Origin of the sequence: Microlunatus speluncae, assembly GCF_009299835.1 — a bacterium.
Taxonomy (GTDB): domain Bacteria; phylum Actinomycetota; class Actinomycetes; order Propionibacteriales; family Propionibacteriaceae; genus Microlunatus; species Microlunatus speluncae.
The window spans coordinates 102,823-126,073 of the sequence record NZ_VKCZ01000003.1; the positions used below are offsets into that span (position 1 = coordinate 102,823).

Annotated in this window: 19 protein-coding genes; 18 read left to right on the forward strand and 1 reads right to left on the reverse strand. The window is 68.4% G+C overall.

Going from position 1 to position 23,251, the window contains the following annotated elements; genetic code table 11:
* The 18 genes from FNH24_RS04015 (at position 1) to FNH24_RS04100 (ending at position 21,817) form a co-directional block, all read left to right on the forward strand.
* The gene (locus tag FNH24_RS04015) at positions 1–990 is read left to right on the forward strand and encodes an ABC transporter permease (RefSeq protein ID WP_152360862.1); all 990 of its coding nucleotides are present in this window, start codon (positions 1–3) and stop codon (positions 988–990) included.
* Between the two features lie 7 nt (positions 991–997).
* Positions 998–2,191, forward strand: a complete 1,194-nt coding sequence (locus FNH24_RS04020) for an ABC transporter permease (protein WP_152360863.1) — start codon at positions 998–1,000, stop codon at positions 2,189–2,191.
* A 10-nt stretch (positions 2,192–2,201) separates the two neighbouring features.
* Positions 2,202–3,260, forward strand: a complete 1,059-nt coding sequence (locus FNH24_RS04025) for an ABC transporter ATP-binding protein (RefSeq protein ID WP_152360864.1) — start codon at positions 2,202–2,204, stop codon at positions 3,258–3,260.
* The gene (locus FNH24_RS04030) at positions 3,257–4,309 is read left to right on the forward strand and encodes an ABC transporter ATP-binding protein (protein ID WP_246186741.1); all 1,053 of its coding nucleotides are present in this window, start codon (positions 3,257–3,259) and stop codon (positions 4,307–4,309) included. Before FNH24_RS04025 ends, FNH24_RS04030 begins: the two co-directional genes overlap by 4 nt.
* Before the next feature lie 171 nt (positions 4,310–4,480).
* Positions 4,481–7,060 (forward strand): hypothetical protein, encoded by a 2,580-nt coding sequence (locus FNH24_RS04035; RefSeq protein ID WP_152360865.1) that lies wholly within the window; start codon positions 4,481–4,483, stop codon positions 7,058–7,060.
* Positions 7,061–7,839: 779 nt separating this feature from the next.
* Positions 7,840–8,742 (forward strand): hypothetical protein, encoded by a 903-nt coding sequence (locus FNH24_RS04040; protein WP_152360866.1) that lies wholly within the window; start codon positions 7,840–7,842, stop codon positions 8,740–8,742.
* 606 nt (positions 8,743–9,348) lie between these two features.
* Complete coding sequence (locus FNH24_RS04045; RefSeq protein WP_152360867.1) at positions 9,349–10,146, forward strand: alpha/beta fold hydrolase; 798 nt, start codon at positions 9,349–9,351, stop codon at positions 10,144–10,146.
* 137 nt (positions 10,147–10,283) lie between these two features.
* On the forward strand, positions 10,284–10,574 hold the full coding sequence (rpsF, locus tag FNH24_RS04050; protein WP_152360868.1) for a 30S ribosomal protein S6: 291 nt from the start codon (positions 10,284–10,286) through the stop codon (positions 10,572–10,574).
* Positions 10,575–10,708: 134 nt separating this feature from the next.
* Positions 10,709–11,266, forward strand: a complete 558-nt coding sequence (locus FNH24_RS04055; RefSeq protein WP_152360869.1) for a single-stranded DNA-binding protein — start codon at positions 10,709–10,711, stop codon at positions 11,264–11,266.
* A gap of 108 nt (positions 11,267–11,374) precedes the next feature.
* Complete coding sequence (gene rpsR, locus FNH24_RS04060; protein ID WP_152360870.1) at positions 11,375–11,611, forward strand: 30S ribosomal protein S18; 237 nt, start codon at positions 11,375–11,377, stop codon at positions 11,609–11,611.
* Positions 11,612–11,631: 20 nt separating this feature from the next.
* Positions 11,632–12,078: a 50S ribosomal protein L9 gene (rplI, locus tag FNH24_RS04065; RefSeq protein WP_152360871.1), complete on the forward strand. Its 447-nt coding sequence runs from the start codon at positions 11,632–11,634 to the stop codon at positions 12,076–12,078.
* 98 nt (positions 12,079–12,176) lie between these two features.
* Positions 12,177–13,190: a hypothetical protein gene (locus tag FNH24_RS04070; RefSeq protein ID WP_152360872.1), complete on the forward strand. Its 1,014-nt coding sequence runs from the start codon at positions 12,177–12,179 to the stop codon at positions 13,188–13,190.
* A 197-nt stretch (positions 13,191–13,387) separates the two neighbouring features.
* A complete protein-coding gene (locus FNH24_RS04075) occupies positions 13,388–14,419 on the forward strand; it encodes a LacI family DNA-binding transcriptional regulator (protein WP_152360873.1) in 1,032 nt (343 codons plus the stop codon).
* A complete protein-coding gene (locus FNH24_RS04080) occupies positions 14,416–16,068 on the forward strand; it encodes an ABC transporter substrate-binding protein (protein ID WP_152360874.1) in 1,653 nt (550 codons plus the stop codon). Before FNH24_RS04075 ends, FNH24_RS04080 begins: the two co-directional genes overlap by 4 nt.
* A 15-nt stretch (positions 16,069–16,083) precedes the next feature.
* Positions 16,084–17,079, forward strand: coding sequence for an ABC transporter permease (locus tag FNH24_RS04085; RefSeq protein ID WP_152360875.1), 996 nt, complete (start codon positions 16,084–16,086; stop codon positions 17,077–17,079).
* Position 17,080: 1 nt separating this feature from the next.
* Positions 17,081–18,022, forward strand: coding sequence for an ABC transporter permease (locus FNH24_RS04090; protein ID WP_152360876.1), 942 nt, complete (start codon positions 17,081–17,083; stop codon positions 18,020–18,022).
* A gap of 1 nt (position 18,023) precedes the next feature.
* Positions 18,024–19,658, forward strand: coding sequence for an ABC transporter ATP-binding protein (locus tag FNH24_RS04095; protein WP_152360877.1), 1,635 nt, complete (start codon positions 18,024–18,026; stop codon positions 19,656–19,658).
* A gap of 131 nt (positions 19,659–19,789) precedes the next feature.
* Positions 19,790–21,817: a hypothetical protein gene (locus tag FNH24_RS04100; protein WP_152360878.1), complete on the forward strand. Its 2,028-nt coding sequence runs from the start codon at positions 19,790–19,792 to the stop codon at positions 21,815–21,817.
* A gap of 89 nt (positions 21,818–21,906) precedes the next feature.
* Here FNH24_RS04100 and FNH24_RS04105 read toward each other — a convergent pair whose 3' ends face one another.
* Positions 21,907–23,214, reverse strand: coding sequence for a VOC family protein (locus FNH24_RS04105; protein ID WP_152360879.1), 1,308 nt, complete (start codon positions 23,212–23,214; stop codon positions 21,907–21,909).
* Positions 23,215–23,251: the final 37 nt, after the last annotated feature.

Consider the following 23,251-nt stretch of genomic DNA (forward strand, 5'->3'; position numbering starts at 1 on the left):
ATGCTGAGGTACGTGGTCCGCCGGCTGCTCTACATGGTGCCGACGATCTTCCTGATCAGCCTGGTGGCGTTCTTGATCATCTCGCTGCCGCCGGGCGACTACCTGACCACCTTGATCACCCAGATGCGGGCTCAGGGCGGCATCGATCAAGGCCGGATCGCCGCGCTGGAGCTGCGCTACGGCCTCGATTCGCCGATCTACGTCCAGTACCTGAAGTGGATGCAGGGGATCATGGTCGGCGACTTCGGCGAGTCGTTCCAGCTCAACCGGCCGGTCACCGAGGTGCTGGCGCAACGGCTGCCGCTGACCGTGGCGATCGCGCTCTGCACGTTGATCTTCACCTGGATCATCGCGCTGCCGGTCGGGCTGTATTCGGCGATCCGGCAATACAAGGTCGGCGACTATCTGGCGACCACGATCGGCTTCCTCGGCCTGGCCGTGCCCAACTTCCTGATCGCGCTGGTGCTGATGTATTTCGGCTACCGGTTCTTCGGGATGAGTGTCGGCGGCCTGTTCTCGCCCGACTACGTCGATGCCCGCTGGAACATCGGCAAGATCCTCGACCTGTTGAGTCACCTCTGGGTGCCGGTGGTGGTGCTCGGCATGGCCGGCACCGCCGGCCTGATCAGGATCCTGCGCGCCAACCTGCTGGACGAGCTGCGCAAGCCGTACGTGATTGCGGCCCGGGCCCGGGGCATCCCGGAGCGAAAGGTGATCTTGAAGTATCCGTTGCGGGTGGCGATGAACCCGTTCATCTCGACGATCGGCTGGGTGCTGCCGGCCTTGGTCTCCGGCGAGGTGATCGTCGCCCAGGTGCTCTCGCTGCCGACCACCGGGCCGGTGCTGCTGAGCTCGCTGCTCAGCCAGGACATGTATCTGGCCGGATCGATCATCTTCGTCGTCTCGGTGCTCACCGTGATCGGCACCCTGTTGTCCGACTTCGCCCTGGCCTGGCTGGATCCGCGGATCCGGCTCCGGATCTCGAGGTGAGTTGATCATGACCCAGACCACATCGCTCCCTGAGCCCGTCGAAGGGCAGGCCCGATCCAGGACGCCGCTCGACCCGGTGCCGGTGATCGGCGAGTCCGAGCCCGACGTCGAGCTGTCGACAGCCAGTCAGGGCCGGCTGGTCTGGCGCTCGTTCCGCCGGCACAAGCTGGCCGTGATCGGCGCCGTGATCGTGATCTTGTTCTATCTGGTTTCGTTGTTCGGCGAGTTCCTGGCGCCGTTCAACACCGACACGTTCAACGACGCCTTCCCGTACGCCCCGCCCCAGCCGGTGCACTTCGTCGACTTCAGCGGGGGCTCGCCGCAGTTCGGGCCGTACGTCAACGGCTACACGTCGAAGATGGATCCGGAGTCGCTGCAACTGGCGTACACCGTCGATCCCAGCGTCAAGATCCCGCTGCGGTTCTTCGACACCTCGGCCGAGAGCTACCGGATGTGGGGGCTGTTCGAGGGCAACGTGCACCTGATCGGGCCGGTCGACGACAGCCAGCCGATGTATCTGCTCGGCTCCGATCGCAACGGTCGCGACATGCTGTCCCGGATCATCCACGGCACCCGCGTGTCGATGACGATCGGCCTGGTCGGCGTCGCGATCGCCTTCCTGCTCGGAGTCAGCCTCGGCGGCATCTCCGGCTTCTTCGGCGGCCGGGTGGACACGGTGATCCAACGGCTGGTCGAGTTCTTCATGTCGATCCCGACGCTGCCGTTGTGGTTGGGGCTGGCCGCCGCGGTGCCGGGTGACTGGGGGCCGATGCAACGCTACTTCGCGATCACGTCGATCCTGGCGATCTTCGCCTGGACCGAGCTGGCCCGGGTGACCCGGGGCCGGTTCATGTCGCTGCGCGAGGAGGAGTTCGTCACCTCGGCCCGGCTGGACGGCAACCGGGCGCCGCGGATGATCTTCCGGCATCTGCTGCCGTTGTTCAGCAGTCACCTGATCGCCTCGCTGACCCTGTCGGTGCCGTCGATGATCTTGGCCGAGACGGCGCTGTCCTTCCTCGGGCTCGGGCTGCAGGCGCCGGTGGTCAGCTGGGGGGTGCTGTTGCAGGAGGCGCAGAACATCCGGGTGGTCGCGACCGCGCCCTGGCTGATGCTGCCCGGCCTGGCCGTGGTGCTCGCGGTGCTGTCCCTGAACTTCGTCGGCGACGGGCTGCGGGACGCCGCGGACCCGTACAAGAACTGAGGTGAGTTTGATGTCCGGATCCCCAGTGCTGTTGGAGCTTGATCAACTCAAGACCCATTTCCACGTCGACGGCGGCGTGGTCCGGGCGGTGGACGGCGTGAGCCTGACCGTGCCGGCCGGCAAGACCGTCTGCGTGGTCGGCGAATCGGGCTGCGGCAAGAGCATCACGGCCCGGTCCGTGCTGCAGCTGATCGAGCGGCCCGGCCGGATCGTCGACGGCCGGATCCTCTGGCTCAGTGACGGGGCGGGCGGCGAGCGGATCGATCTGGCCGCGCTGGATCCGGAGGGCGAGCCGCTGCGCAAGATCCGCGGCGGCGAGATCGCGATGGTGTTCCAGGAGCCGATGGCGTCGCTGTCGCCGATGTACACGGTCGGCAACCAGCTGGTCGAGGCGATTCGGGTGCACCTGTCGCTGACCGAGGCCGAGGCGTGGCAGCGCGGGCTGGAGCTGCTCGGCCACGTCGGCATCCCGCGGCCGCAGCGGACGATGGAGAGCTATCCGTTCCAGTTGTCCGGCGGCATGTGCCAACGGGTGATGATCGCGATCGCTCTGTCCTGCCGGCCGCGGTTGTTGATCGCCGACGAGCCGACCACCGCGCTGGACGTGACCACCCAGGCCCGGATCATCGATCTGCTGGCCGACCTGCAGGCCGAGACCTCGATGGCGATGATCTTCATCACCCACGACCTCGGGGTGGTCGCCGAGATCGCCGACGAGGTGGTCGTGATGTACCTCGGCACGGTGGTCGAGCAGGGTCCGGTCGACGAGATCTTCCACAACCCCCAGCATCCGTACACCCGGGCGCTGCTGGCCTCCATCCCGCGGATGGGTCGCGGCGCCAAGCAACGGCTGGCCACGATCCCCGGACAGGTGCCGCACCCGTTGCGCCGGCCGCGGGGCTGTCCGTTCCACACCCGTTGCACCGAAGCGATCCCCGGCCTGTGCAACGTGCAGGACCCGCCGATGATCGAGCTCGGCGAACGACGCCGGGCCTGCTGCGTGCTCCATGATCAGGAACTGCTGGACCGGCACCGGTCGGCGGCCGACGCGGTGGAGGTGCGGCCGTGAGCGCCCCGGCGGCGGAGTCGACGGACATCCTCACCATCGAGGACCTGTCGATGCGGTTCCCGATCCGCGGTCACGGGCTGTTCGCCCGGACCACCGGTGAGGTGCACGCGGTCAACGGCATTGATCTCTCCATCCGTAGCGGCGAGGTGCTCGGCCTGGTCGGCGAGTCGGGCTGCGGCAAGACCACGCTGGGCCGCTGCATCGTCCGCAGCGAGCAGCCGACCGAGGGCCGGCTGCACTACCGCGGGCCGGACGGCCGGGTGGTCGACCTGGCCGCGCTCAACGTCCGGGAGCTGAGGCCGTACCAGAACCAGGTCCGGGTGGTCTTCCAGGACCCCTTCTCCTCGCTGAACCCGCGGATGACGATCTTGGAGATCGTCGGCGATCCGTTGAAGGCGGGCCGGATCGCGCGCGGCTCGGAGCTGGAGGAGCGGGTCGCGATCATGCTCAAGCGGGTCGGCCTGTCGCCGGGGCACATGCGCCGCTATCCGCACGCCTTCTCCGGCGGCGAACGGCAACGGGTCAACATCGCCCGGGCGTTGATCACCGAGCCGCGGCTGGTGATCGCCGACGAGGCCGTGTCCGCGCTCGACGTCTCGGTCCGGGCCCAGGTGCTCAACCTGTTGCGTGATCTGCAGGCGGAGTTCAACCTCACCTATCTGTTCATCTCCCACGACATGTCGGTGGTGGAAAACATCTGTGACCGGGTGGCGGTGATGTATCTGGGCAAGATCGTCGAGCTGGCCGACACCGCCGAGCTCTACGAGCGCCCCCAGCATCCGTACACCGAGGCCCTGCTGTCGGCGGTGCCGCGACCGGATCCGCGGCTGCGCGGCAGCGGCCGGCGGCACCGGCTGCCGGACAACTTCCCCGACCCGGCCAACCCACCCTCGGGCTGCTTCTTCCACACCCGCTGCCAGTACGCCGACGAGGCCAACTGTGTCGAGCAACGCCCCGACCTCCGCCCGATCCTCCAAGATCACCGCGCCGCCTGCCACCACGCCGAGAAGCTGACCCTCAGCGGCGTCGAGATCGAGAACGCCTCATGAGACCACATCACCAACGCTCCCTGAGCCTGTCGAAGGGCAGGCCCGATGATCTTTGCCCTTCGACAAGCTCAGGGAACGAACACCCAAACGTCCCCCTCGATCACTGTTCGTTCCCTGAGCCTGTCGAAGGGCAAGCCAGCTCACCCCCTGAAATCAAAGGAGTCCTGACCGATGCCAACCCAGTCCACCCCGGTCGTCCTCGAGATCGAAAGCGCGGTTGCCGGTCCACCGGTCGACTGGGCCAGCACCGTCCTCGCCGAGCAACTCGGCCGGCTCGGCAGTGAGTTGATCACGGCCGACGACGACCCCACAGTCACCATCACCGGCGCCGATGATCTTGGCGACGAAGGTTTCCGCTACACGGCCGCCGACGGCCGATTGATCATCCAGGCCGGGTCGGTGGTCGGCGCCGGTCACGCGCTGATCGGGCTGACCGACCAGGTCGCCCTGCAGGGCTCGGTCGACGCCGCGATCAACCGGCTGGACGGCCAGCAGGCCGCGGCCGCCGTGCCGACCCGCGGCATCATGCGCTCCTTCTCCAGCGTCGACGAAGACCTGCCGTGGTTCCATGATCGCGATTTCTGGACCGAGTATCTGGACTGGATGGCCCGCTGCCGGTTCAGCCGGTTCCACCTCGCCCTCGGCATGCAGTACAACTACGGCGCCGACCGGCACGGCGCGACGGACAACTACCTCTGCTTCGCCTACCCGTTCCTGCTCGACGTCGACGGCTGGGACGTGACAGCCGAGGGCGTCTCGGCCGAGGAGCGACAGACCAACCTGGCGATCCTGCAGTTCGTCGCCGCCGAGACCCACCGGCGCGGGATGAAGTTCCAGCTCGGCCTGTGGAATCACGCCTACGACTACGGCCGCGACTCCGAGCACCGGTTCCCGATCACCGGGCTGACCCCGGAGACCCACGGCGACTACTCCGCCGCCGCGATCACCCGGCTGCTGGCGGAGGTGCCGGAGATCGACGGGTTCACCTTCCGGGTGCACTACGAGGGCGGCATCCATGATCACGGTCACGAGGTGTTCTGGGGCAAGGTGTTCGACGCCCTGGCGGCGACCGGGCGGGAGCTCGAGGTCGACATGCACGCCAAGGGAGTTGATCAAGCCCTGCTCGACGCGGTTGATCAGCCGACCTTGCATCCGGTGCTGTCGGCCAAGTACTGGGCCGAGCACCAGGGGCTGCCGTACCACCAGACGACGATCCGCAAGCGCGAGGAGGCCAAGCCCATCCCGCCGGGCAAGGAGATGACGGCGATCACCGAGTTCTCCCGCCGGTTCACTCGTTACGGCTACGGCGACTTCCTCAACGAAGATCGTCAGGCCGATCTGATCTTCCGGGTCTGGCCCGGCACCCAGAAGCTGCTGCTCTGGGGCGACCCGGCGCACGCCGCCGGCTACGGTCGTCTGTCCACCTTCGCCGGCTCCCGCGGCGTGGACATCTGCGAGCCGCTGTATTTCAAGGGACGCAAGGGATCCGGCCGGCCGGGCAAGCGCGATCCGTACGTCGATCCGGAGCTGCAACTCGGGCTGCGCGACTGGACCAAATACAAGTACACCTACCTGCTCTGGGGCCGGCTGCTGTTCAACCCGGACGCGTCGTCCGACGAGTGGGTCGGGCACCTGCGCGAGACGTACGGCGACGCGGCCGAGGCGGTGGAGAACGCGTTGGCGCCGCTCAGCCGGATCCTGCCGTTGATCACCGTCGTGCACGGCGTCGGTGGCTCCAACAACGGCTACTGGCCGGAGGTCTACACCAACCTGCCGATCACCGACGGCGTGCATCCCGGGCACTACCGCGACACCGACGATCCGCCGCGCTGGGGCACGGTCAGCCCGTTCGACCCGACCCAGTTCTACGTGATCGACGCCTACGCCGATGATCTTGCCGCCGGGAAGCTGGACGGCCGCTACACACCGACCGACGTGGCCGCCTGGATCGAGGGGATGACCGAGGCCGCGGCCGGTCCGCTGGAATCGCTGCGGGCCGTCGCTGATCCGTCGCCGCAGCTGCGCCGGGCCTTGATCGATCTCGAGATCCAGCACCGGCTGGGCCGCTACTTCGCCGCCAAGTTCCGCTCCGCCGCCGACTACGCGGTCTATCGCACCAGCCGCAATCCGGCCTCGCTGCGCCGGGCGGTCGGCTACAGCCAGGCCGCCCTGAAGGCGTACGCGGAGATCGTGCCGATCGTCGACGGCATCTACCAGATCGACCTCCGCTTCGGCCCGGAACGCAACGAGCACGGCCACTGGGCCGACCGGCTCCCCGCGCTGGAGCAGGACGTGATCTCGATGGAGGCCGAACTCGCCGCTGCCTCGTCCTCTGAGCCGGCCGAAGGCCAAGCCCCGATCGCCCATCCGAACCGCCCGGCCCAGACCGGGATCCGGCACGAACCGCCGAAGACGTACGCCCGCGGTGAGGATCTGGTGATCACCGTCCAGGCCGACCCGGCCGTGACCGGCGTCCGCCTGAACTACCGCCACGTCAACCAGGCCGAACAGTTCGAGCACGTCGCCCTGGAATCGTCGAACGGCGGCTACGAAGGCACCATCCCCGCCGCCTACACCGAGTCGACCTACCCCCTGATGTATTTCTTCACCGTCGACCACGGAGCAGGTGATCAAGGGGCTGGCGGCACCACCGTCCACCCCGGCTTCGCCCCCGACCTCGCCAACCAGCCCTACTACCTCCTCACCAGCGACCAATTCATCGGCGGCCCCCTCGCCCGCGCCGCCGACTGACCCGCACCGCGACCATCGGCCGGCGCGACCCCCAACGGTCGCGCCGCCCGACGCCCAGCCGCGCCCCGCCTCACCCGCAAGCCGCCGCCCGCCCATGCCGACGCGACCCGAATCGGCCCGCGCGACCGCTGTAGTAGTCGCGTCGGCCGACACCAGTCGCGTGGCGCCTCACTCCTGCCAAGGCCGCCGACCGTCCCCACGCCGACGCGACTCGAATCGGCTGGCGCGACTGTTGTGGTGGTCGCGTGGGCCGGGTATCGGTCGCGTGGCGTCTCGCTCCCGCCAAGCCGTCGACTGTCCCGACGCCGACGCCGACGCCGACGCCGCCGGCGCGACTCGGATCGGCTGGCGCGACTGTTGTGGTGGTCGCGTCGGCCGGTATCGGTCGCGCGGCGCTTCGTTCCCGCCGAGCTGTCGACCGTCCCCACTCCGGCGCGACTCGGTTCGGCTGGCGCGACTGGTGTGGTGGTCGCGTCGGCGGACACCAGTCGCGCGGCGCCTCATCCCTGCCGAGCCGCCGACCACCCCACGCCGGCGCGACTCGGATCGGGCTGGCGCGACGGCTGTAGTGGTCGCGTCGGCAGATATCGGTCGCGCGTGCACCTCTTGCCTGCCTCGTCGCGGGGCCGATCGGCGGCGCGACTCTTATCGGCTCGCGCGACTGTTACCGGGGTCGCGCGGGCCGATAGGGGTCGCGGCTGGAATCGCGTTGCCGACTTATCCACAGATTTGGTGGTCTTGGGTGGCGTTGACGGCTCTCCGGTGCTGGGGTGCGGGACATGAGTGATGTGGTGATCGCGCGGCAATTGACCGATCGCGGGTATGGGCATGACGAGATCGCGCGGCTGATCCGGGGACGGGAGTTGACCCGGATCCGCCGCGGGGCCTACGCCTGGGACGACAGCGGTAATCACCGCACCCGGCATCGCCGATTGATCGACGCGACCCTGCGCCAGAGCCAGGCGGACCTGGTGGTCAGTCACTTGTCGGCGGCGGCGTTGCACGGCCTGCCGCTGTACCGGGACCTGCCGAAGGTGGTGCATCTCAGCCGGGCCGGACGCGACGGCGGCTACCTCCGCGGCGGCGTACATCTTCACGTCGTGCCGCTGGAGGCCGCCGACCGGACCGAGATCGACGGGCGCCCGGTGACGTCGCTGGCTCGAACCGTGGTCGACGTCGCCCGGATGTTGCCCGCCCGTCGCGCGGTGGCCATGGCCGATGCCGCCTGGGCGGCCGGCCTGACGGACGCCGCGACCGAGCCGGTGCTGCATCTGTTCCGGGGACATCCGGGGATCGGCCGAGCGCGTCGGGCGATCGCGTTCGCCGACGCTCGGAGCGAGAGTCCTGGCGAGTCGGAGAGCCGGGTGGTGCTGGCCGACCAGGGACTGCCGGCACCGACGTTGCAGTACGAGGTGTTCGACCGCGCCGGCGAGCTGGTGGGCCGCTGCGACTACGCCTGGGAAGAGCACCGGACCGTGGCCGAGTTCGACGGCCTGATCAAGTACGGCCGACTGCTCAAGCCCGGCGAGACGAGCTCGGACGTGATCGTCGCCGAGAAGCTTCGCGAGGATGCCCTGCGCGACCTCGGCTGGCAGGTGGTCCGCTGGATCTGGGCCGACCTCGCCCGTCCCGCCGTGATCGCCGGCCGGCTGCACCGCGCCTTCGCCCGCGCCGCCCGCTGACCCCGCCGCCGCGACCGCAATCGGCCCACGCGATCGCTGCAACGGTCGCGTCGGCTCGCTCCGTTCGCGCGGTGATTGTCGTCGGCCCCGGGCCGGGTCCTTTCCTCCGGGACCGTCGCTGGCCGACCCCCGCCGCCGCGACGCAACATTGGGCCGCCCCGACCGCAATCGGTCGCCGCGACTGCTGCAATGGTCGCGTCGGCTTGTACCGTTCGCGCGGAGAATTTCCTCGGCCGCGAGCGCGTCCCTTGCTCCAGGGAGCGTTCGCATGCAGGAACTGCGGCCGCGACCGCAATCGGTCGTCGCGACTGCTGCAATGCTCGCGTCGGCTTGTACCGTTCGCGCGGAGGTTGTCGTTGGCCCCGAGCGCGTTCCCGCGCTCCGCGGACCGTCGCGCGCCGGAACTGCCGCCGCGACGCAACCGGCGGCCGCGACCGTAATCGGCGGCCGCGACCGTAATCGGCTGCCGCGACCGCTGCAGCAGTCGCGCCGGCCCGCAGCGTTCGCGCGGTGGTTGTCGTCGGCCTGCAGCATTCGCGTCGGTGATTGTCGGCCACCTGGAGCGCGTACTACGCTCCGGGGACTGTCGCACGAGGAGGTGCTTGGATGCAGACCGGCTACGCCGAGGTCAACGGGCTGCGGATGTATTACGAGGTCCACGGCGAAGGTGGCACGCCGCTGCTGTTGCTGCACGGTGGGCTGTTCAACATCGACCTACAGTTCGGGCCGCTGCTGCCGGGGTTGTCCGAGGGCCGGCAGGTGATCGCCACGGATTTCCAGGCGCACGGTCGCACCAACGACGTCGACGGCCGCCCGCTGGGCACCGCCGACCTGGCCTCCGACGTGGTCGGGCTGCTGCAGCACCTGGAGCTGGCCCAGGTGGACCTGTTCGGATTCAGTGTCGGCGGCGCGGTCGCGCTGCACCTGGCGATCAGGCACCCGGAGTTGGTCCGCAAGGCGGTCATCTCGTCGGTCTCGTTCCATCCCGACGGCGACCGGGTCGAAAACACCGGCGCGGTCGGTGAGATGAAGGTCGAGATGATCGCCGGAACGCCGATGGAGGCCGATTATCTGGCCAAGTCGCCGCACCCGGATCATGATCATCTGCAGACGCTGCTGGACAAGCTCGGTGGTTACGACATCGGCGGTGACGGCTGGAGCGAGGACGACATCCGCTCCATCACCGCGCCGACGCTGCTCACCTTCGGCGACTGCGACGCGGTCAAGCTGGAGCACGTGGTCCGGTTCCAGCAACTGCGCGGCGGCGACGTGAACGGCGACTTCACCGGCGTGCCGCCGTCCCAGCTCGTCGTCTTCCCCGGCACGACCCATTTCAACGGCCTGTCCCGGACCGCCATGGTGTTGGACGCCGTCACCACCTTCCTGGACGCCGAGCCGGCCTGACCGGCCGGGTCACGATTGGCGCCGGCTGGGGGCGGCCGGGTATTCTGCGACGTCGGCCCACCTGGGCCGACAGCATTCGCCCTCCTGCCACGGGGACGTCCCGTGGCCGCAGAGACCAGAGGAGGTGGAGTTCGCGCATGCGTAAGTACGAAATCATGGTCATTCTCGACCCTGACACCGAAGAGCGGTCCGTCCAGTCGACGCTCGAGCAGTACCTGAAGATCATCACGAACGGTGGCGGCAGCGTCGAGAACCTGGACGTCTGGGGTCGTCGTCGGCTGGCGTACGAGATCCGGAAGAAGTCCGAGGGGATCTACGCGGTGATCGACGTGACCGCTGCCCCGGACGATGTGAAGGAACTGAGCCGTCAGTTCTCGATCAACGAGTCGATCATGCGGACGAAGGTCATCCGACCCGAACTGCACTGACGGCCCCGTTTCACACGAGGGCCGTGGCGCGGGGGACTTGTCCACAGATTTGCGGCCACCGGGGTGTCGATGTCAGTCGATGCTGGCACCCTGGTGACCTACCGCAGACCGCACTAGCTTGACGGAGACCAACGATGGCAGGCGAAACCCAGATCACGCTCGTCGGCAACCTCACCGCCGACCCGGAACTTCGCTTCACCCCCTCGGGTGCGGCGGTGGCCAACTTCACCGTCGCGTCGACCCCGCGCACCTTCGACCGGCAGACCGGCGATTGGAAAGACGGCGAGGCGATGTTCCTCAACTGCGCTGTCTGGCGGCAGGCCGCGGAAAACGTCGCCGAGTCGCTGCAGAAGGGCATGCGGGTCATCGTCCAGGGCCGGCTGAAGTCACGGAGTTACGAGACCCGCGAGGGTGAGCGGCGCACCGTCTTCGAGATCGACGTGGACGAGATCGGCCCGGCCCTGCGGTACGCATCGGCCAAGATCACCCGGAACCCGAGCGGCCAGGGCGGCGGAGGTCGCCAGGGCGGCGGCGGTGGCGGGGGTTACGGCGGCGGCGGTGGCAACACCGGCGGCGGCGAGGATCCGTGGGCGTCCGGCGCGCCGGCCGGAGCGCGGGGCGGCGGCAACAACAACCAGTCCGGTGGGGCCGACCCGTGGTCGACTCCGCAGGGTGACGAGCCCCCGTTCTGATCCGCTCGTTCTGATCAGACCCGTCTGATCACCAGCACCATCCATCCATAGGCACATTCCGGCCGGGGAGACAGGCCCGGGCCGGGCTCAGAGAAGGAGAGCACCACAATGGCCAACACACCGCCTGTTCAGCGCAAGCCGAAGAAGAAGTCGAACCCGCTGAAGGCCGGCCAGAACATCGACTACAAGGACGTCAACACCCTGCGCAAGTTCATCTCCGAGCGTGGCAAGATCCGCGCCCGGCGGGTGACCGGACTCAGTGTCCAGGAGCAGCGCATGGTGGCGATCGCGATCAAGAACGCCCGCGAGGTGGCCCTGCTGCCGTACGCCTCGACGGCGCGTTGAGTCGGAAAGGCTGACCAATCATGAAGCTCATTCTGACCGCCGCCGTGGACAACCTCGGCATCGCCGGTGACATCGTCGACGTGAAGGACGGCTACGGCCGCAACTTCCTGATCCCGCGTCACTTCGCGATCCGTTGGACCAAGGGTGGCGAGAAGCAGATCGAGGGGATCAAGCGGAGCCGGGACGCCCGGGAGATCCGTGGCCTCGACCACGCCCAGGAGGTCCGCTCCCAGATCGAGGGCCTGACGGTCCAGCTCGAGCGGAAGGCCGGCGACACCGGCAAGCTGTTCGGCGCGATCACGGCGGCCGACCTGGTCGGTGCGATCAAGAAGTCCGGTGGTCCCTCGCTGGACAAGCGGTCGATCGACATCGCCAAGCCGATCAAGAATCTCGGCAGCCACACCGTCGGGGTCAAGCTGCACGAGGCGGTGACCGCGCACCTGCCGGTCACGGTCGTCGCCGGCTGACCGTACGACAACACCTCCGGTCCCGGGCCCCGCACAGGGTGCCCGGGACCGTTGTCGTTCCCGGCCAGGGTGTCGGTGCCGGCTTCTACGATGAGCGGGTGACCACCGACCAGGCCCTGCCGACGCTGCTGGCGCAGGCCCTGATCGCGTACCGGATCGAGCTGGACAACGAGTTCGAGCTGCGGCTGCGCCGATCCGGTTTCGCCGGCTTCAAGCTGCCGGTTGAGTTCTGGCCGCTGATCCGGCCGGTCGCCGACGAGAGGACGCCGATTGCGGTGCTGCTCGAGCAGACCGGCCGGCCGCGACGGGAGCTGTTTCCGGCGATCGGTGGCATCGAGCGCTGGGGGTATGTCGAGGTGCGGCTGGACGCCGACACGCAGCCTCGGCGCCCGCGCCAGGACGGCTACGGCAGCGGCCGCCGGCTGCGGCCCGGTTCGGTGCTCATCCCGACCCCGGTCGGCCGCCGGGCCAGGGATCTCTGGCCGTCGGTCATCGCCTCGATGGGGGATCGGTGGGCCGAACGGTTCGGCCCGGCCGCGATGACAGACCTCGACACGTCGCTGGCGATGATCATCGAGTCCCGCGCGGAGTCGCTGCCCGACCGGCTGGCGGCCGTGCTGCAGGCCTTCGCGAGCGAGGTCGACGCGGATTCGCCGGTGCCGATGCGGATCGCCGCCAACTTCCTGCCCGCGCTGAGCGCCGACCCGACCCCGATCGGGGAGCTACCGCGACGGACCGGCATCACCGGCCGACCGGTGACGCCGGCGCTCGGTGCGCTGACCCGGGCCGGGCTGATCACCAGCGGACCGGTCGCGGTGGGACGGGGCAAGGCCGTCACCCTGACCCCGGACGGTCTGGCCGAGCAGGTCGCCTTCACCGACCGGGTGGCCGCGGTCGAAGGGTCCTGGCGTGATCGCTACGGCGCGGCGGTGATCACGTCGCTGCATGACGCCCTGGACGCGTTGACGCCGAAACTGGCCGAAGGCCTGCAGCCGCCGGAGCAAGGATGGCGGGCGAGCCGGGAGTACGCGGCACAAACCCGAGCCATCCTCGACGACCCGCGCTCCGGCCTGCCCCGCCATCCGATCGGGCCCTGGCTGACCACCAGCTGACGCGCTTCATCGTTCCCTGAGCCTGTCGAAGGGCAGGCTCGAAGATCCCGTAGTGCACCGGCGAACAGCGACAACGGGCTTGCCCTTCGACAAGCTCAGGGAACGAACAAACGGGAGACGGGGTTGCCAGGGGCAGCGGCTCCGGGTTACCTTGTAAGCGCTTACAGTGACGACGGCCACAGTGAGGTGGTGAAGCAATGGACCATCCACCGGCGGCCTCCGGACCGGTCACGATCTATTCGGTGGCCGAGCAGGCCGGCGTCTCCATTGCCACCGTGTCCCGGGTGCTCAGCGGGCAGAGCCCGGTCTCCGACACCGCGCGGGACAAGGTGTTGGCGGCGGTCCGCGACCTCAACTACGTGCCGCAGAACTCGGCCCGCAGCCTGGCCAGCCGCCGGCATCACGCGTACGCGCTGGTGATCGGCGCCCTGACCGGGCCGTACTACTCCGAGTTGATCATGGGTTTCGAGGAGGCGGCGACCGGTTACGGGCAGAGCGTGCTGCTGATGGTCGCCGGCCCGCGGAAGGATCCGCTGCAGGATCTGGCGGAGCTGCGCGGCCGGGTGGACGGTGTCCTGGTGGCGCACTTCAGCGCCCCGGCCCAGTCACTGGCCGAGCTCGGCGCGCGGCTGCCGGTGGTCGCGGTCGGTCGCGATCCGATCCCCGGCTGCGATCTCGTCGGCAGCGAGAACGCGGGCAGCGGAGCGGCGATCACCCGACACCTGATCTCCCTCGGCCGGACAAAGTTGATCTACGTCGGCGACCCGGACGGCTCGACCGACGTCCGCGATCGCTACCGGGGCTTCGTCGAGGCACATCGGGAGGCCGGCCTCAGGCCCCGCAAGGCGACGCTGCGGGTGCCGCAGACCGAGGAGGGCGGTGCGTCGGTGGTGGACCGGATCCACCGCCGGCTGGCCACCATCGACGGCCTGGTCTGCGCCAACGACGAGCTGGCGTTGGCGATCATGGACGGCCTGCGTCGTCGCGGTGTCGTGCTGCCGGATCAGCTGGCCGTCGTCGGCTGGGACGACGTCTCCGCCGCTCGCTACGTGGTGCCCGGGTTGACCACGGTCCGGCAACCGGTGCGCGAGATGGGCCGGGCGGCCGCCGAACTGTTGCAGGCCCGGGCCGAGGGCGCGGCGCCGCAGCAGCCCCGCATCCTGCCCACCGAAGCGATCATCCGCGAGTCCTGCGGAGCCGTCCCAACGGGGAAGAGAAAACGATCATGAAAAAGATACTCGCCACCATCGCCGCCGTCCTGCTGGTGATCGGCGCCGGCTGTGCCAACATCGGCAAGGAGCAGGCGCCGGCCGCGGAGACCGCGATGATCGACCAGTTGATCTTGCCGGCGGAGAGCGACGGCAAGGTGCAGGGGCTGGTCACGTACAACCCCTTCTCGCCCTCGGCGCTGACCCGGACCTGGCTCTACGAGCCGTTGATGATCAGAAACAGCTACACCTGCGAGATGATGCCCTGGCTGGCCACCGGCTACGAGTGGCGCGATCCGCAGACCCTGGTGCTCCAGCTCCGGGAAGGCGTGAAGTGGAGCGACGGCAAGCCGTTGACGGTGGAGGACGTGGTGTTCACCATCCAGGCGGCGAAGAAGTATCCGGCCGCCGACACCGCCGGGATCTGGACCGATGCCCTGGGTGGTGCGGCGACGGCGGTGGCGGCCGAGGGCAACTCGGTGGTGATCACCTTCGACGCCCCGGCACCGAACAAGCTGGACGGCATCGTCTACGAGATGAAGATCCTGCCGAAGCATCTCTACGGTTCGGTCGGCGACGTCACCAAGTATGTCGACGACAAGCCGGTGGGCACCGGCCCGTTCGTGGTCGACTCCTACAACGGCCGCCGGCTGACCCTTGTCCGCAACCCGGACTACTGGCAGGCGGAGTTGATCAAGGTCAACAAGCTGGTGTTGGAGGGCGTGTTCCAGGACCCGAACACCGCCGCCCTGAAGCTGCGGTCCGGTGAGCTCGACTGGTTCACCGGCGACATTCCCAATCCGGCCGTGTCGGTACGACAGGAGGGCGTCACCGACTTCTTCTACTCGCCGGCCGGGACCACCGTCGTCGCCCCGAACAACGAGCGGGCGCCGATGAACGATCCGGTGTTCCGGGAGGCGCTGGCGTACGCGATCAATCGGGACGAGGCCACCCTCAAGGCGACCTACGGGGTGATGAAGCCGGCCAGCCAGACCATGCTCAAGCTGCCGATGCAGGCGGCCGAGCTGCCGGCCCAGTATCAGGAGTCCGGCGGCACCATTCCCTTCGATCCGGCCCGGGCCGAGCAGTTGCTGGACGAGGCCGGCTACCGCAAGGGGCCGGACGGGAAACGGACCGACCCTTCGGGCAAGCCGTTGAAGCTCGTGTTCAGCGTCCAGGCCGGCTGGGTCGACTACCTGGCGATCGTCGACACGGTCGTCCGCAACTGGCAGGCGATCGGGATCGGGGTCAAGACGGTCACCACCGATCCGAACGCGGTGGACGAACAGAAGAAGTCCGGCGACTTCGACTTCGTGCTCGAATACATCGGCGGCGGCTGCATCCGCTCCCGGGAGTGGGGCACCCGGCTGGTCTCCAACCAGATCTCGGACGGGAAGACGTTCAAGAACAACGTCTCCCGCTTCCGCAGCGACGAGGTCGACAAGATCGTCGCCGCGATGGAGGCGACGACCGACCCGGCCGAGATCAAGAAGGGCTCCGACGCCCTGGTCGACATCTTCATGACCGAGTTCCCGGTGATCGCGATGAACTACGCTCCGTCCCGCCTCGTCTACCGCAACGCCGACATCACCGGCTGGCCGACCGAGGCCGAGCCCTATCCCGTCGACGCGCCGCTCTTCGTGCTGACCCACCTCAAAGCGAAGCAGTGACCGGGCCGTCGGCTGATGAAGTACTACCTCAGCAAGATCGGCTACTTCCTCCTGACGGTGTGGGCGGCGATCACGCTCAACTTCCTGATCCCCCGGATGCAGCCGGGTGATCCGGCCGAGGTGATGGTCCGTCGGCTGACCAGCAAGACCGGCAACATGGAGCTTGATCAGAATCAGGTCACCGCGGTGCGGGCGATGCTGGGATCTCCGGAGGGAAACCTGTGGACCCAGTACTGGCACTATCTGACTGAGCTGGCCCAGGGCCATCTCGGCGTCTCGTTCACCTACTATCCGTTCCCGGTGGTCGAGGTGATCGGCAACGCGCTGCCCTGGACGATCGGCCTGATCGGCGTCACCCAGATCATCGCCTTCGTGGTCGGTGTCCTGCTCGGCGCCTTCGCCGCGTGGCGCCGGAACAGTGCATTCGACTCGATCGTGTCCATCGGGTCGACCTTCGTCGGCAACCTGCAGTCGTTCTGGATCGGGTTGTTGATCTTGCTGCTCTTCGCCTACCAGCTCGGCTGGTTCCCGACCGCCGGCGGGTACGGCGGCTACACCTCGCCGGGCTGGAACCCGTTGTTCGTGGCCGATGTGATCGCCCATGCCTTCCTGCCGGCGCTGACCTTGTTGATCACCGCCCCGATCGGCTTCATCCTCGGGATGCGCAACACCATGGTGCAGACCCTGGGCGAGGACTACATCCGGCTGGCCCAGGCGCAGGGGCTCTCCGATCGCACCGTCGCGCTGTCCTACGGAGCCCGCAACGCCCTGTTGCCGAGCATCACCAGCTTCGCGATCTCCCTCGGCGCACTGATCGGAGGCTCGGTGTTGATCGAGGACCTGTACGACTACCCCGGCATGGGCCGGCTGCTGGCCGAGGCCACGGCCAACCGGGACTTCCCGTTGATGCAGGCGGTGCTGCTCTTCATGATCATGGCGGTGCTGATCGCCAACCTCGCCGCCGATCTGCTCTACGGCGTGCTCGATCCGCGCGCCCGAAAGGCGGCCTGAGATGACCACTCCGGAATCCTCCGCACTCGGTGCCGGCGCCCGGCCGGTCGACGCGCCGGCCACCTCGCCCCAACCCGACGACCGCCCGGCCCCGGCACGACCGCCGCGCTGGTGGCAGATCATCTGGTCCAGCGGCAAGGCGCGGATCGGCCTGGTCGGGGTCGGACTGTTCGTGCTGATGGCGATCGCGGCGCCGCTGATCGCCCCGTACGATCCGCAGGACGGATCGTTCGCGCCGCTGCTGGCGCCCGGGCCGACCCATCCGATGGGCACCACCTCGCAGGGCTACGACATCTTCTCCCAGTTCATCTACGGAACCCGGTTGTCGCTGCTGGTCGGGCTGCTCGGCGGCGCCTTCGCGACCGTGGTCGCCGTGGTGATCGGCCTGATCTCCGGCTACGCCGAGGGCACCGTGGTGGACAACGTGCTGTCGTTCTTCACCAACCTGGCCCTGGTCGTCCCGGTGCTGCCGCTGATGATGGTGATCATCGCCTACAGCGAGGTGCGCGGCCTCGGCCTGATGGTCTTCGTCATCGGGATCACCAGCTGGGCCGGCGCCGCCCGGGCGAAGCGGGCGCAGATCATCAGCCTGCGCAGCCGCGAGTTCGTCACCGCCGCGCGCTACTCCGGCGACCGGCCGCTGCGGATCGTCTTCGCCGAGATCATGCCCAACATGACCTCGCTGGTGGTCTCCGGCTTCATCGGCGCCGCCTCCGGCGCGATCGCGGCCGAGGCCGGGCTCTCCTTCCTCGGCTTCGGTGATCCGATCTCGGTCAGTTGGGGTCAGATGCTCCAGTTGGCCAACGCCAGCGGCGCCTTGGTGCAAGGGTTCTGGCTCTGGCTGATGGTGCCGGGCCTGGCGCTCGCGGTGTTGATCACCGCGCTGACGTTCATCAACTTCGGCGTCGACCTGTTGAGTAATCCGCAGCTGCGGGAGGGCTGAGATGACCGAGTCCCTGCTGGAGGTCCGCGACCTCACCGTCCGGTACGAGCCCCGGCTGCACCCGGCGATGACCGCCGTCGACGATGTCTCGTTCGACCTCGGCGACGGTGAGTTCGTCGGTCTGGTCGGGGAGTCCGGCTCCGGGAAGTCGACCCTCGGGCTGACCCTGCTCCGGCTGCTGCAGCCGCCGGCCCGGGTGATCACCGGCACAGTCGGATTCGCCGGGCAAGACCTGCTCGCATTGGACGATGATCAACTCCGGGACACCCGTTGGCGCGATCTCTCCACGGTGTTCCAGTCCAGCATGAACTGCCTCAATCCGGTGGTCCGGGTCCAGCGCACCTTCGACGACGTGATGGCCGCGCACACGCGCTGGGACTCCACCAAGATCAGGAAGCGTTCGCACGAGGCGATGGAGCTGGTGCAGATCGACCCACGCTTCCTCCGGGCCTTCCCGCACGAGCTGTCCGGCGGAATGCGGCAGCGGGTCAACCTGGCCCTGGCCCTCGTGCTGGAGCCGCGGTTGGTCCTGCTGGACGAGCCGACCACCGGCTTGGACGTCCTGGTGCAGCGGACCATCCTGGACAACATCCGGGAACTGCAACGCAGCCAGGGCTTCACCGTGCTGTTCATCTCGCACGATCTGGGCACGGTGCTGGAGACTGCCGACCGGATCATGATCATGCAGGACGGCGCGATGGTGGAGCAGGCCACCCCGGAGGAGCTGTTGGCCGGCCCGCGGCATCCGTACGCCCACGACCTGCTGGCGTCCTACCTGCGCACCTTCGAGGCCCCCGGCCAGGAGTCGGCCGGGCCGGACGGCCGAGCCGGGGTGATCATCGACGTCCGGGACGCGGGCAAGCGATTCCGGCGCCGCACGGGTCTGCGCGCGACCACGGTCGATGCGGTCGACGGAGTCGGCTTCGAGCTGCGAGCGGGCGAGGTCACCGCGCTGGTCGGCGCGAGCGGCAGCGGCAAGAGCACCCTGGCCAAGTTGATCACCGGGGCGGAACGGCCGACGGCCGGGTCGGTGATCTTCCACGGTGACTCCGGCGAGCAGCCGGTGACCAGGCTGCGCGGCGCGGAGCTGGCCCGGTTCCGGCGGGACGTGCAGTACGTGTTCCAGGATCCGTACGCGGCGCTGAACCCGGCCCGAACCGTCGGCTACTACATCAGCCGACCGGTCCGCAACTTCGACCGGCTCCGCGGCGCGGCGATCACCGAGCGGGTCGTCGAGCTGCTGGAATCGGTCGGCCTGACTCCGGGCCAGGGATTTCTCAATCGCTTCCCGTACGAGCTCTCCGGCGGTCAGCGACAACGGGTGGTGATCGCCCGGGCGCTGGCCTCCCGACCCAAGTTGATCATCGCCGACGAGCCGATCGCCAGCCTGGACGTGTCCATCCGGGCCGAGATCCTGGCCCTGCTGAAGGCCCTGGTCGATGATCAGGGAGTCGGCATCCTCTACATCACCCACGACCTGCTCAGCGCGCGCCTGCTGGCCGACCGGGTGCTGGTGCTGAGTGCGGGGCGGCTGGTCGAGTCCGGCGAGGCGCGGGACGTGATCAACCATCCGCAGGACGACTACACCCGCCGCCTACTGGACGCCATTCCCCAACCGGGTCGCCGCGCCGGCTGACTCGGTCACCCCGAGGCGCCGGCCCGGGATCGTTCGATCGCGATGCGTCCGGGCCCTTGCCACGCCGCGCATAACAGCGTTACGCTCCAGGTGTCGAGATAATCTTCGATATACCGAAGATAGGAGTCAACGTGCGACGACTATCGCGCTGTCTGCTGGGTCTCTCCGCGGTGCTGAGCCTGATCGCCGGTCTGGGCCTGATCACGGGGCTGGGTGCCCTTCCGGCCGCTGCCGCCATCCCCGACGACGTGTTCCTCACCGCCAAGAACGGTGGCAACACGGTCGCGGCCACGATCCGCGAGGAGCAGCCGCGGGCCGACGGCTACCGGCATGTCGACACTCCGGCGATGATCGACCGGCTGAAGCAGCTGAACGTCACGATGTTCACCTACGACATCTGGGAGGGCGTGCACGACTGGGACGACCTGGTGAACGAGTTCGCGCCCGCCGCCGAGGCGGCCGGGATCGACGTCATGGTCTACCTGGTCCCGCCGTCGGAGTGCTTCCTCAACCCCAAGCCGCACGTGGCCGGTCGCTGCTCCCGCCCGTTCGAACTGGACTTCGTCCGGTGGGGCGAGGAGATCGCGAAGTTGTCGATCAAGCACCCGAACGTGAAGTCCTGGGCGATCGACGACTTCCTCAGCGGCCCGGTCAACCAGGCCCTGTTCACCGATGCGTATCTGGCCAAGATCGAGAACGCGCAGCACGCGATCAATCCCGAGCTCAAGTGGTACGTCACGCTCTATCCGGGCGAGATCACTCCGCACTCGATGGAACGGATCAAGGACTCGGTCGACGGCGTGATCTACGTCTACTTCGTCTACGGGTCGACGATCGACTCCAGCCAGGTCGAGGCGGGTCTTGATCAAGTTCTTTCGGTGACCAAGCCGGTGGGCCAGGAGCTCGTGCTGCTCGGCTACTTCGGCCGGTTCCTCGACGGCATCGTCCATCCGAACGAGCGCTATGTGGCCGACGTGCTCTCCCGCGTGGAGCCGTACCTGATGGATGGACGGCTGCAGGGCGTCATGGCCTACGGCGCGCCGTTGGATGCGCTGACCCAGCAGCCGGGCACCGACTACCGGGCGCACAGCGGGATGGGCAGCCTGAGCTTCTCGATCAGCAACAACGTGCCCACGGCGCCGGGTCAGTTCACGGCAGCGACGCAGCGGGTCGAGGTCGACGCCGGCGCGGCAACGAAGAAGATCAGCTTCAAGCACACCGACTATCAGGAGGGCGGCGATCCCGGCTTCCAGCTCAAGCAGTTGCTGGTGGACGGGCAGGTCGTCTGGAGCCAGGATTTCGCGGCCGACACCGAGGAGGTGTGGCACGACCAGACGGTCGATGTCACCAGCGCGCTGGCGGGCAAGACGTCGGCCGAGATCACCTTCCGGCTCTTCCACCAGAAGGGTGTCACCTTCTCGCCCAACGACACCCGGTTCGACGCCGTGTCCGGCGAGGGCCTGACGATCACCAACGGCGGCTTCGAGCAGCCCACCGGCTGGACGATGAGCCGCAACGCCACCCAGCTGCACTCGCTCATCGACATCTACTCACCGGCCCGCCCGGCCAAGATCTTCAACGCGATCAGCAAGGGGTTCGCCGAACTCCGCGACGTCGGGCACACCCCGCTGGCCGAGCCTTCCTTCCCCGGGCTGGAGATCAGCCCGGCGAACCGCGCGATGACCGGCAACGGCCGGCTGAGCTTCACCGTCCCCCGCGGGGTGACCGTGGCGCCGAACACCTGTGCCTCGGCCGCTCAGGTGATGCAGGTCGACGCCGGCTCGCCGCGCTACGAGATCGACTTCTGGCATACCGATCCGGTGGCCGGCATCCATGGCAAGTACTACAAGCAGTTGCTGATCGACGGCGTCAACATCTGGAACCGTGACCTGGGCGACGCCTGGCCCTGGTTCTACCTCCAGGGATCCGATCATCAGGGGCCGATCGACATCACCGACTTCGTCCAGGGCAAGAGCTCGGTCAAGATCGAATACCGGCTGTGCTCCGGCTCCAGCTCGGTCTTCCACCTGGACGTCCTCGACTACAAGATCGACAACCTGAAGACCATCGGACTCGGCCTGAAGAACGGCGGCTTCGAAGACGACACGGCCTGGACCCTCACCGGCTCCGGTCCCGTCTCCGTCACCCTCGCCAACTGACAAGCTCGTTCCCTGAGCCTGTCGAGACCGCAGTCGGCTCGGTCGTTCCCTGAGCTTGTCGAAGGGCAGACCGGATCGAGCCGCTCCGGTCACCCAGCGATGATCAACACCTCATTGCCCTCCGGGTCGGCGATCAACCACCGTCCGTCCACCGCTTCCTCATCGCGAACCCGTCCACCGGCGGCCAGGGCCGACTCGACCCGCGTCGCAACCTGATCACCGGGCAGGCTGAGCTCGATCCGGGTCCGGTTCCGTTGCCGGAGCCGTTCCTCGGCCGGCTCGGTGATCAGCTGGAAGAAGACCGGCGGATTCAGCCGGCGCGGATCGTAGAGATCGGTGACGAACGGCCGCGGGTCGAGCTCGTAGCCGAGCGCGGCGCACCAGAAGGCCCGGACCACCGGCACGTCGACGGCGTCGATGCCGACCTGGACGAAGCGCAGCGGAGTCTGATCCGCGGTCAGTGACATGCCGCGAGCCGCTGCCTGCACCTTCGGAGCCAGCTCGGCGAAGCGTACGTCCTCCCACTGGTCCTTGGCGGTGTCGATCATGACTCCGTCGGGCCGCAGATCGATCAGCAGCGGCAGGCCCGCGCCGTCGGCGATCCGGGCCACGGTGCCGGCCAGTTCGGCGGCCCGCAGCGGCGCCGCGACCGGATAGAAGATCATCGCGCCGAACAGGATCCGCCAGTCGGCCGTCTCGGGACCCCAATCCGATCCGTCGCCACCCAGCTGCTCGCCGCTCAGTCGATCACCGCCCGGAGCCAGCGGGATGAGGTCGACCTCGTTGCCGTCGGCATCGGCGATCGTGCCGTAGTAGTCGCCGACGAACGCCTCCCGGGCTCCGGCCGCCTTGATCGTCGCCAACGTGTCGAGCACGATCGGATGCGGCCGGGCCACATCGAGATGGAACCGATTGCGCAGCGGCCGGGGCTCGTCCACCTGCCGGCAACAGACTGCCGGGTCCCGCCGCAGCGGGTCCACCAACCCGTCGGCGCCGTCGGGCCGGTAGCCGAGCACGTCCCGCCAGAAGGTCAGAATCGGCTCCGGATCCTGCGCCGCGAACGCGACCCGGAACGATTGCAGCGCCGACGGGTCGGCCGTCAACGCGAGATCCCGAGCCGCGGCCGAGATCACGCGCGCCGTGTCGAGGTCGGCGGGCACCAAGCCGTCCGGATCACCGGCGCCGATGCGTACCCGCACTCCGGTGGCCCGCAGATCCAACTCGGGCCGGCGCTCCTCGGCCCCGGTCAACTCGATGATCCGATGGATCAGGGCCGCGCCCGCGGTGTGGGAGGAGGTGTCGAACCAGGCCTCCGCGCCGTCCGCCAGCACCCGCCAGTCCTCAACTCCCGTGGCCTGCCGGAACTCCCGGGCGGTGAGTCGCTCGTCATCGGGCATCACAGCAGCATGCTACGCACCCCGCACCCCGAGTTGT

Bases quoted from the DNA above. Each gene is read 5' to 3' on its own strand.
- FNH24_RS04015 (WP_152360862.1), top strand. From the start codon at position 1: ATGCTGAGGTACGTGGTCCGCCGGCTGCTCTACATGGTGCCGACGATC.
- FNH24_RS04085 (WP_152360875.1), top strand. From the start codon at position 16,084: ATGAAGTACTACCTCAGCAAGATCGGCTACTTCCTCCTGACGGTGTGG.
- FNH24_RS04040 (WP_152360866.1), top strand. From the start codon at position 7,840: ATGAGTGATGTGGTGATCGCGCGGCAATTGACCGATCGCGGGTATGGG.
- FNH24_RS04055 (WP_152360869.1), top strand. From the start codon at position 10,709: ATGGCAGGCGAAACCCAGATCACGCTCGTCGGCAACCTCACCGCCGAC.
- rpsR (WP_152360870.1), top strand. From the start codon at position 11,375: ATGGCCAACACACCGCCTGTTCAGCGCAAGCCGAAGAAGAAGTCGAAC.
- FNH24_RS04075 (WP_152360873.1), top strand. From the start codon at position 13,388: ATGGACCATCCACCGGCGGCCTCCGGACCGGTCACGATCTATTCGGTG.
- FNH24_RS04020 (WP_152360863.1), top strand. From the start codon at position 998: ATGACCCAGACCACATCGCTCCCTGAGCCCGTCGAAGGGCAGGCCCGA.
- FNH24_RS04035 (WP_152360865.1), top strand. From the start codon at position 4,481: ATGCCAACCCAGTCCACCCCGGTCGTCCTCGAGATCGAAAGCGCGGTT.
- FNH24_RS04025 (WP_152360864.1), top strand. From the start codon at position 2,202: ATGTCCGGATCCCCAGTGCTGTTGGAGCTTGATCAACTCAAGACCCAT.
- rpsF (WP_152360868.1), top strand. From the start codon at position 10,284: ATGCGTAAGTACGAAATCATGGTCATTCTCGACCCTGACACCGAAGAG.
- FNH24_RS04105 (WP_152360879.1), bottom strand. From the start codon at position 23,214: ATGCCCGATGACGAGCGACTCACCGCCCGGGAGTTCCGGCAGGCCACG.
- FNH24_RS04095 (WP_152360877.1), top strand. From the start codon at position 18,024: ATGACCGAGTCCCTGCTGGAGGTCCGCGACCTCACCGTCCGGTACGAG.
- rplI (WP_152360871.1), top strand. From the start codon at position 11,632: ATGAAGCTCATTCTGACCGCCGCCGTGGACAACCTCGGCATCGCCGGT.
- FNH24_RS04090 (WP_152360876.1), top strand. From the start codon at position 17,081: ATGACCACTCCGGAATCCTCCGCACTCGGTGCCGGCGCCCGGCCGGTC.
- FNH24_RS04045 (WP_152360867.1), top strand. From the start codon at position 9,349: ATGCAGACCGGCTACGCCGAGGTCAACGGGCTGCGGATGTATTACGAG.
- FNH24_RS04080 (WP_152360874.1), top strand. From the start codon at position 14,416: ATGAAAAAGATACTCGCCACCATCGCCGCCGTCCTGCTGGTGATCGGC.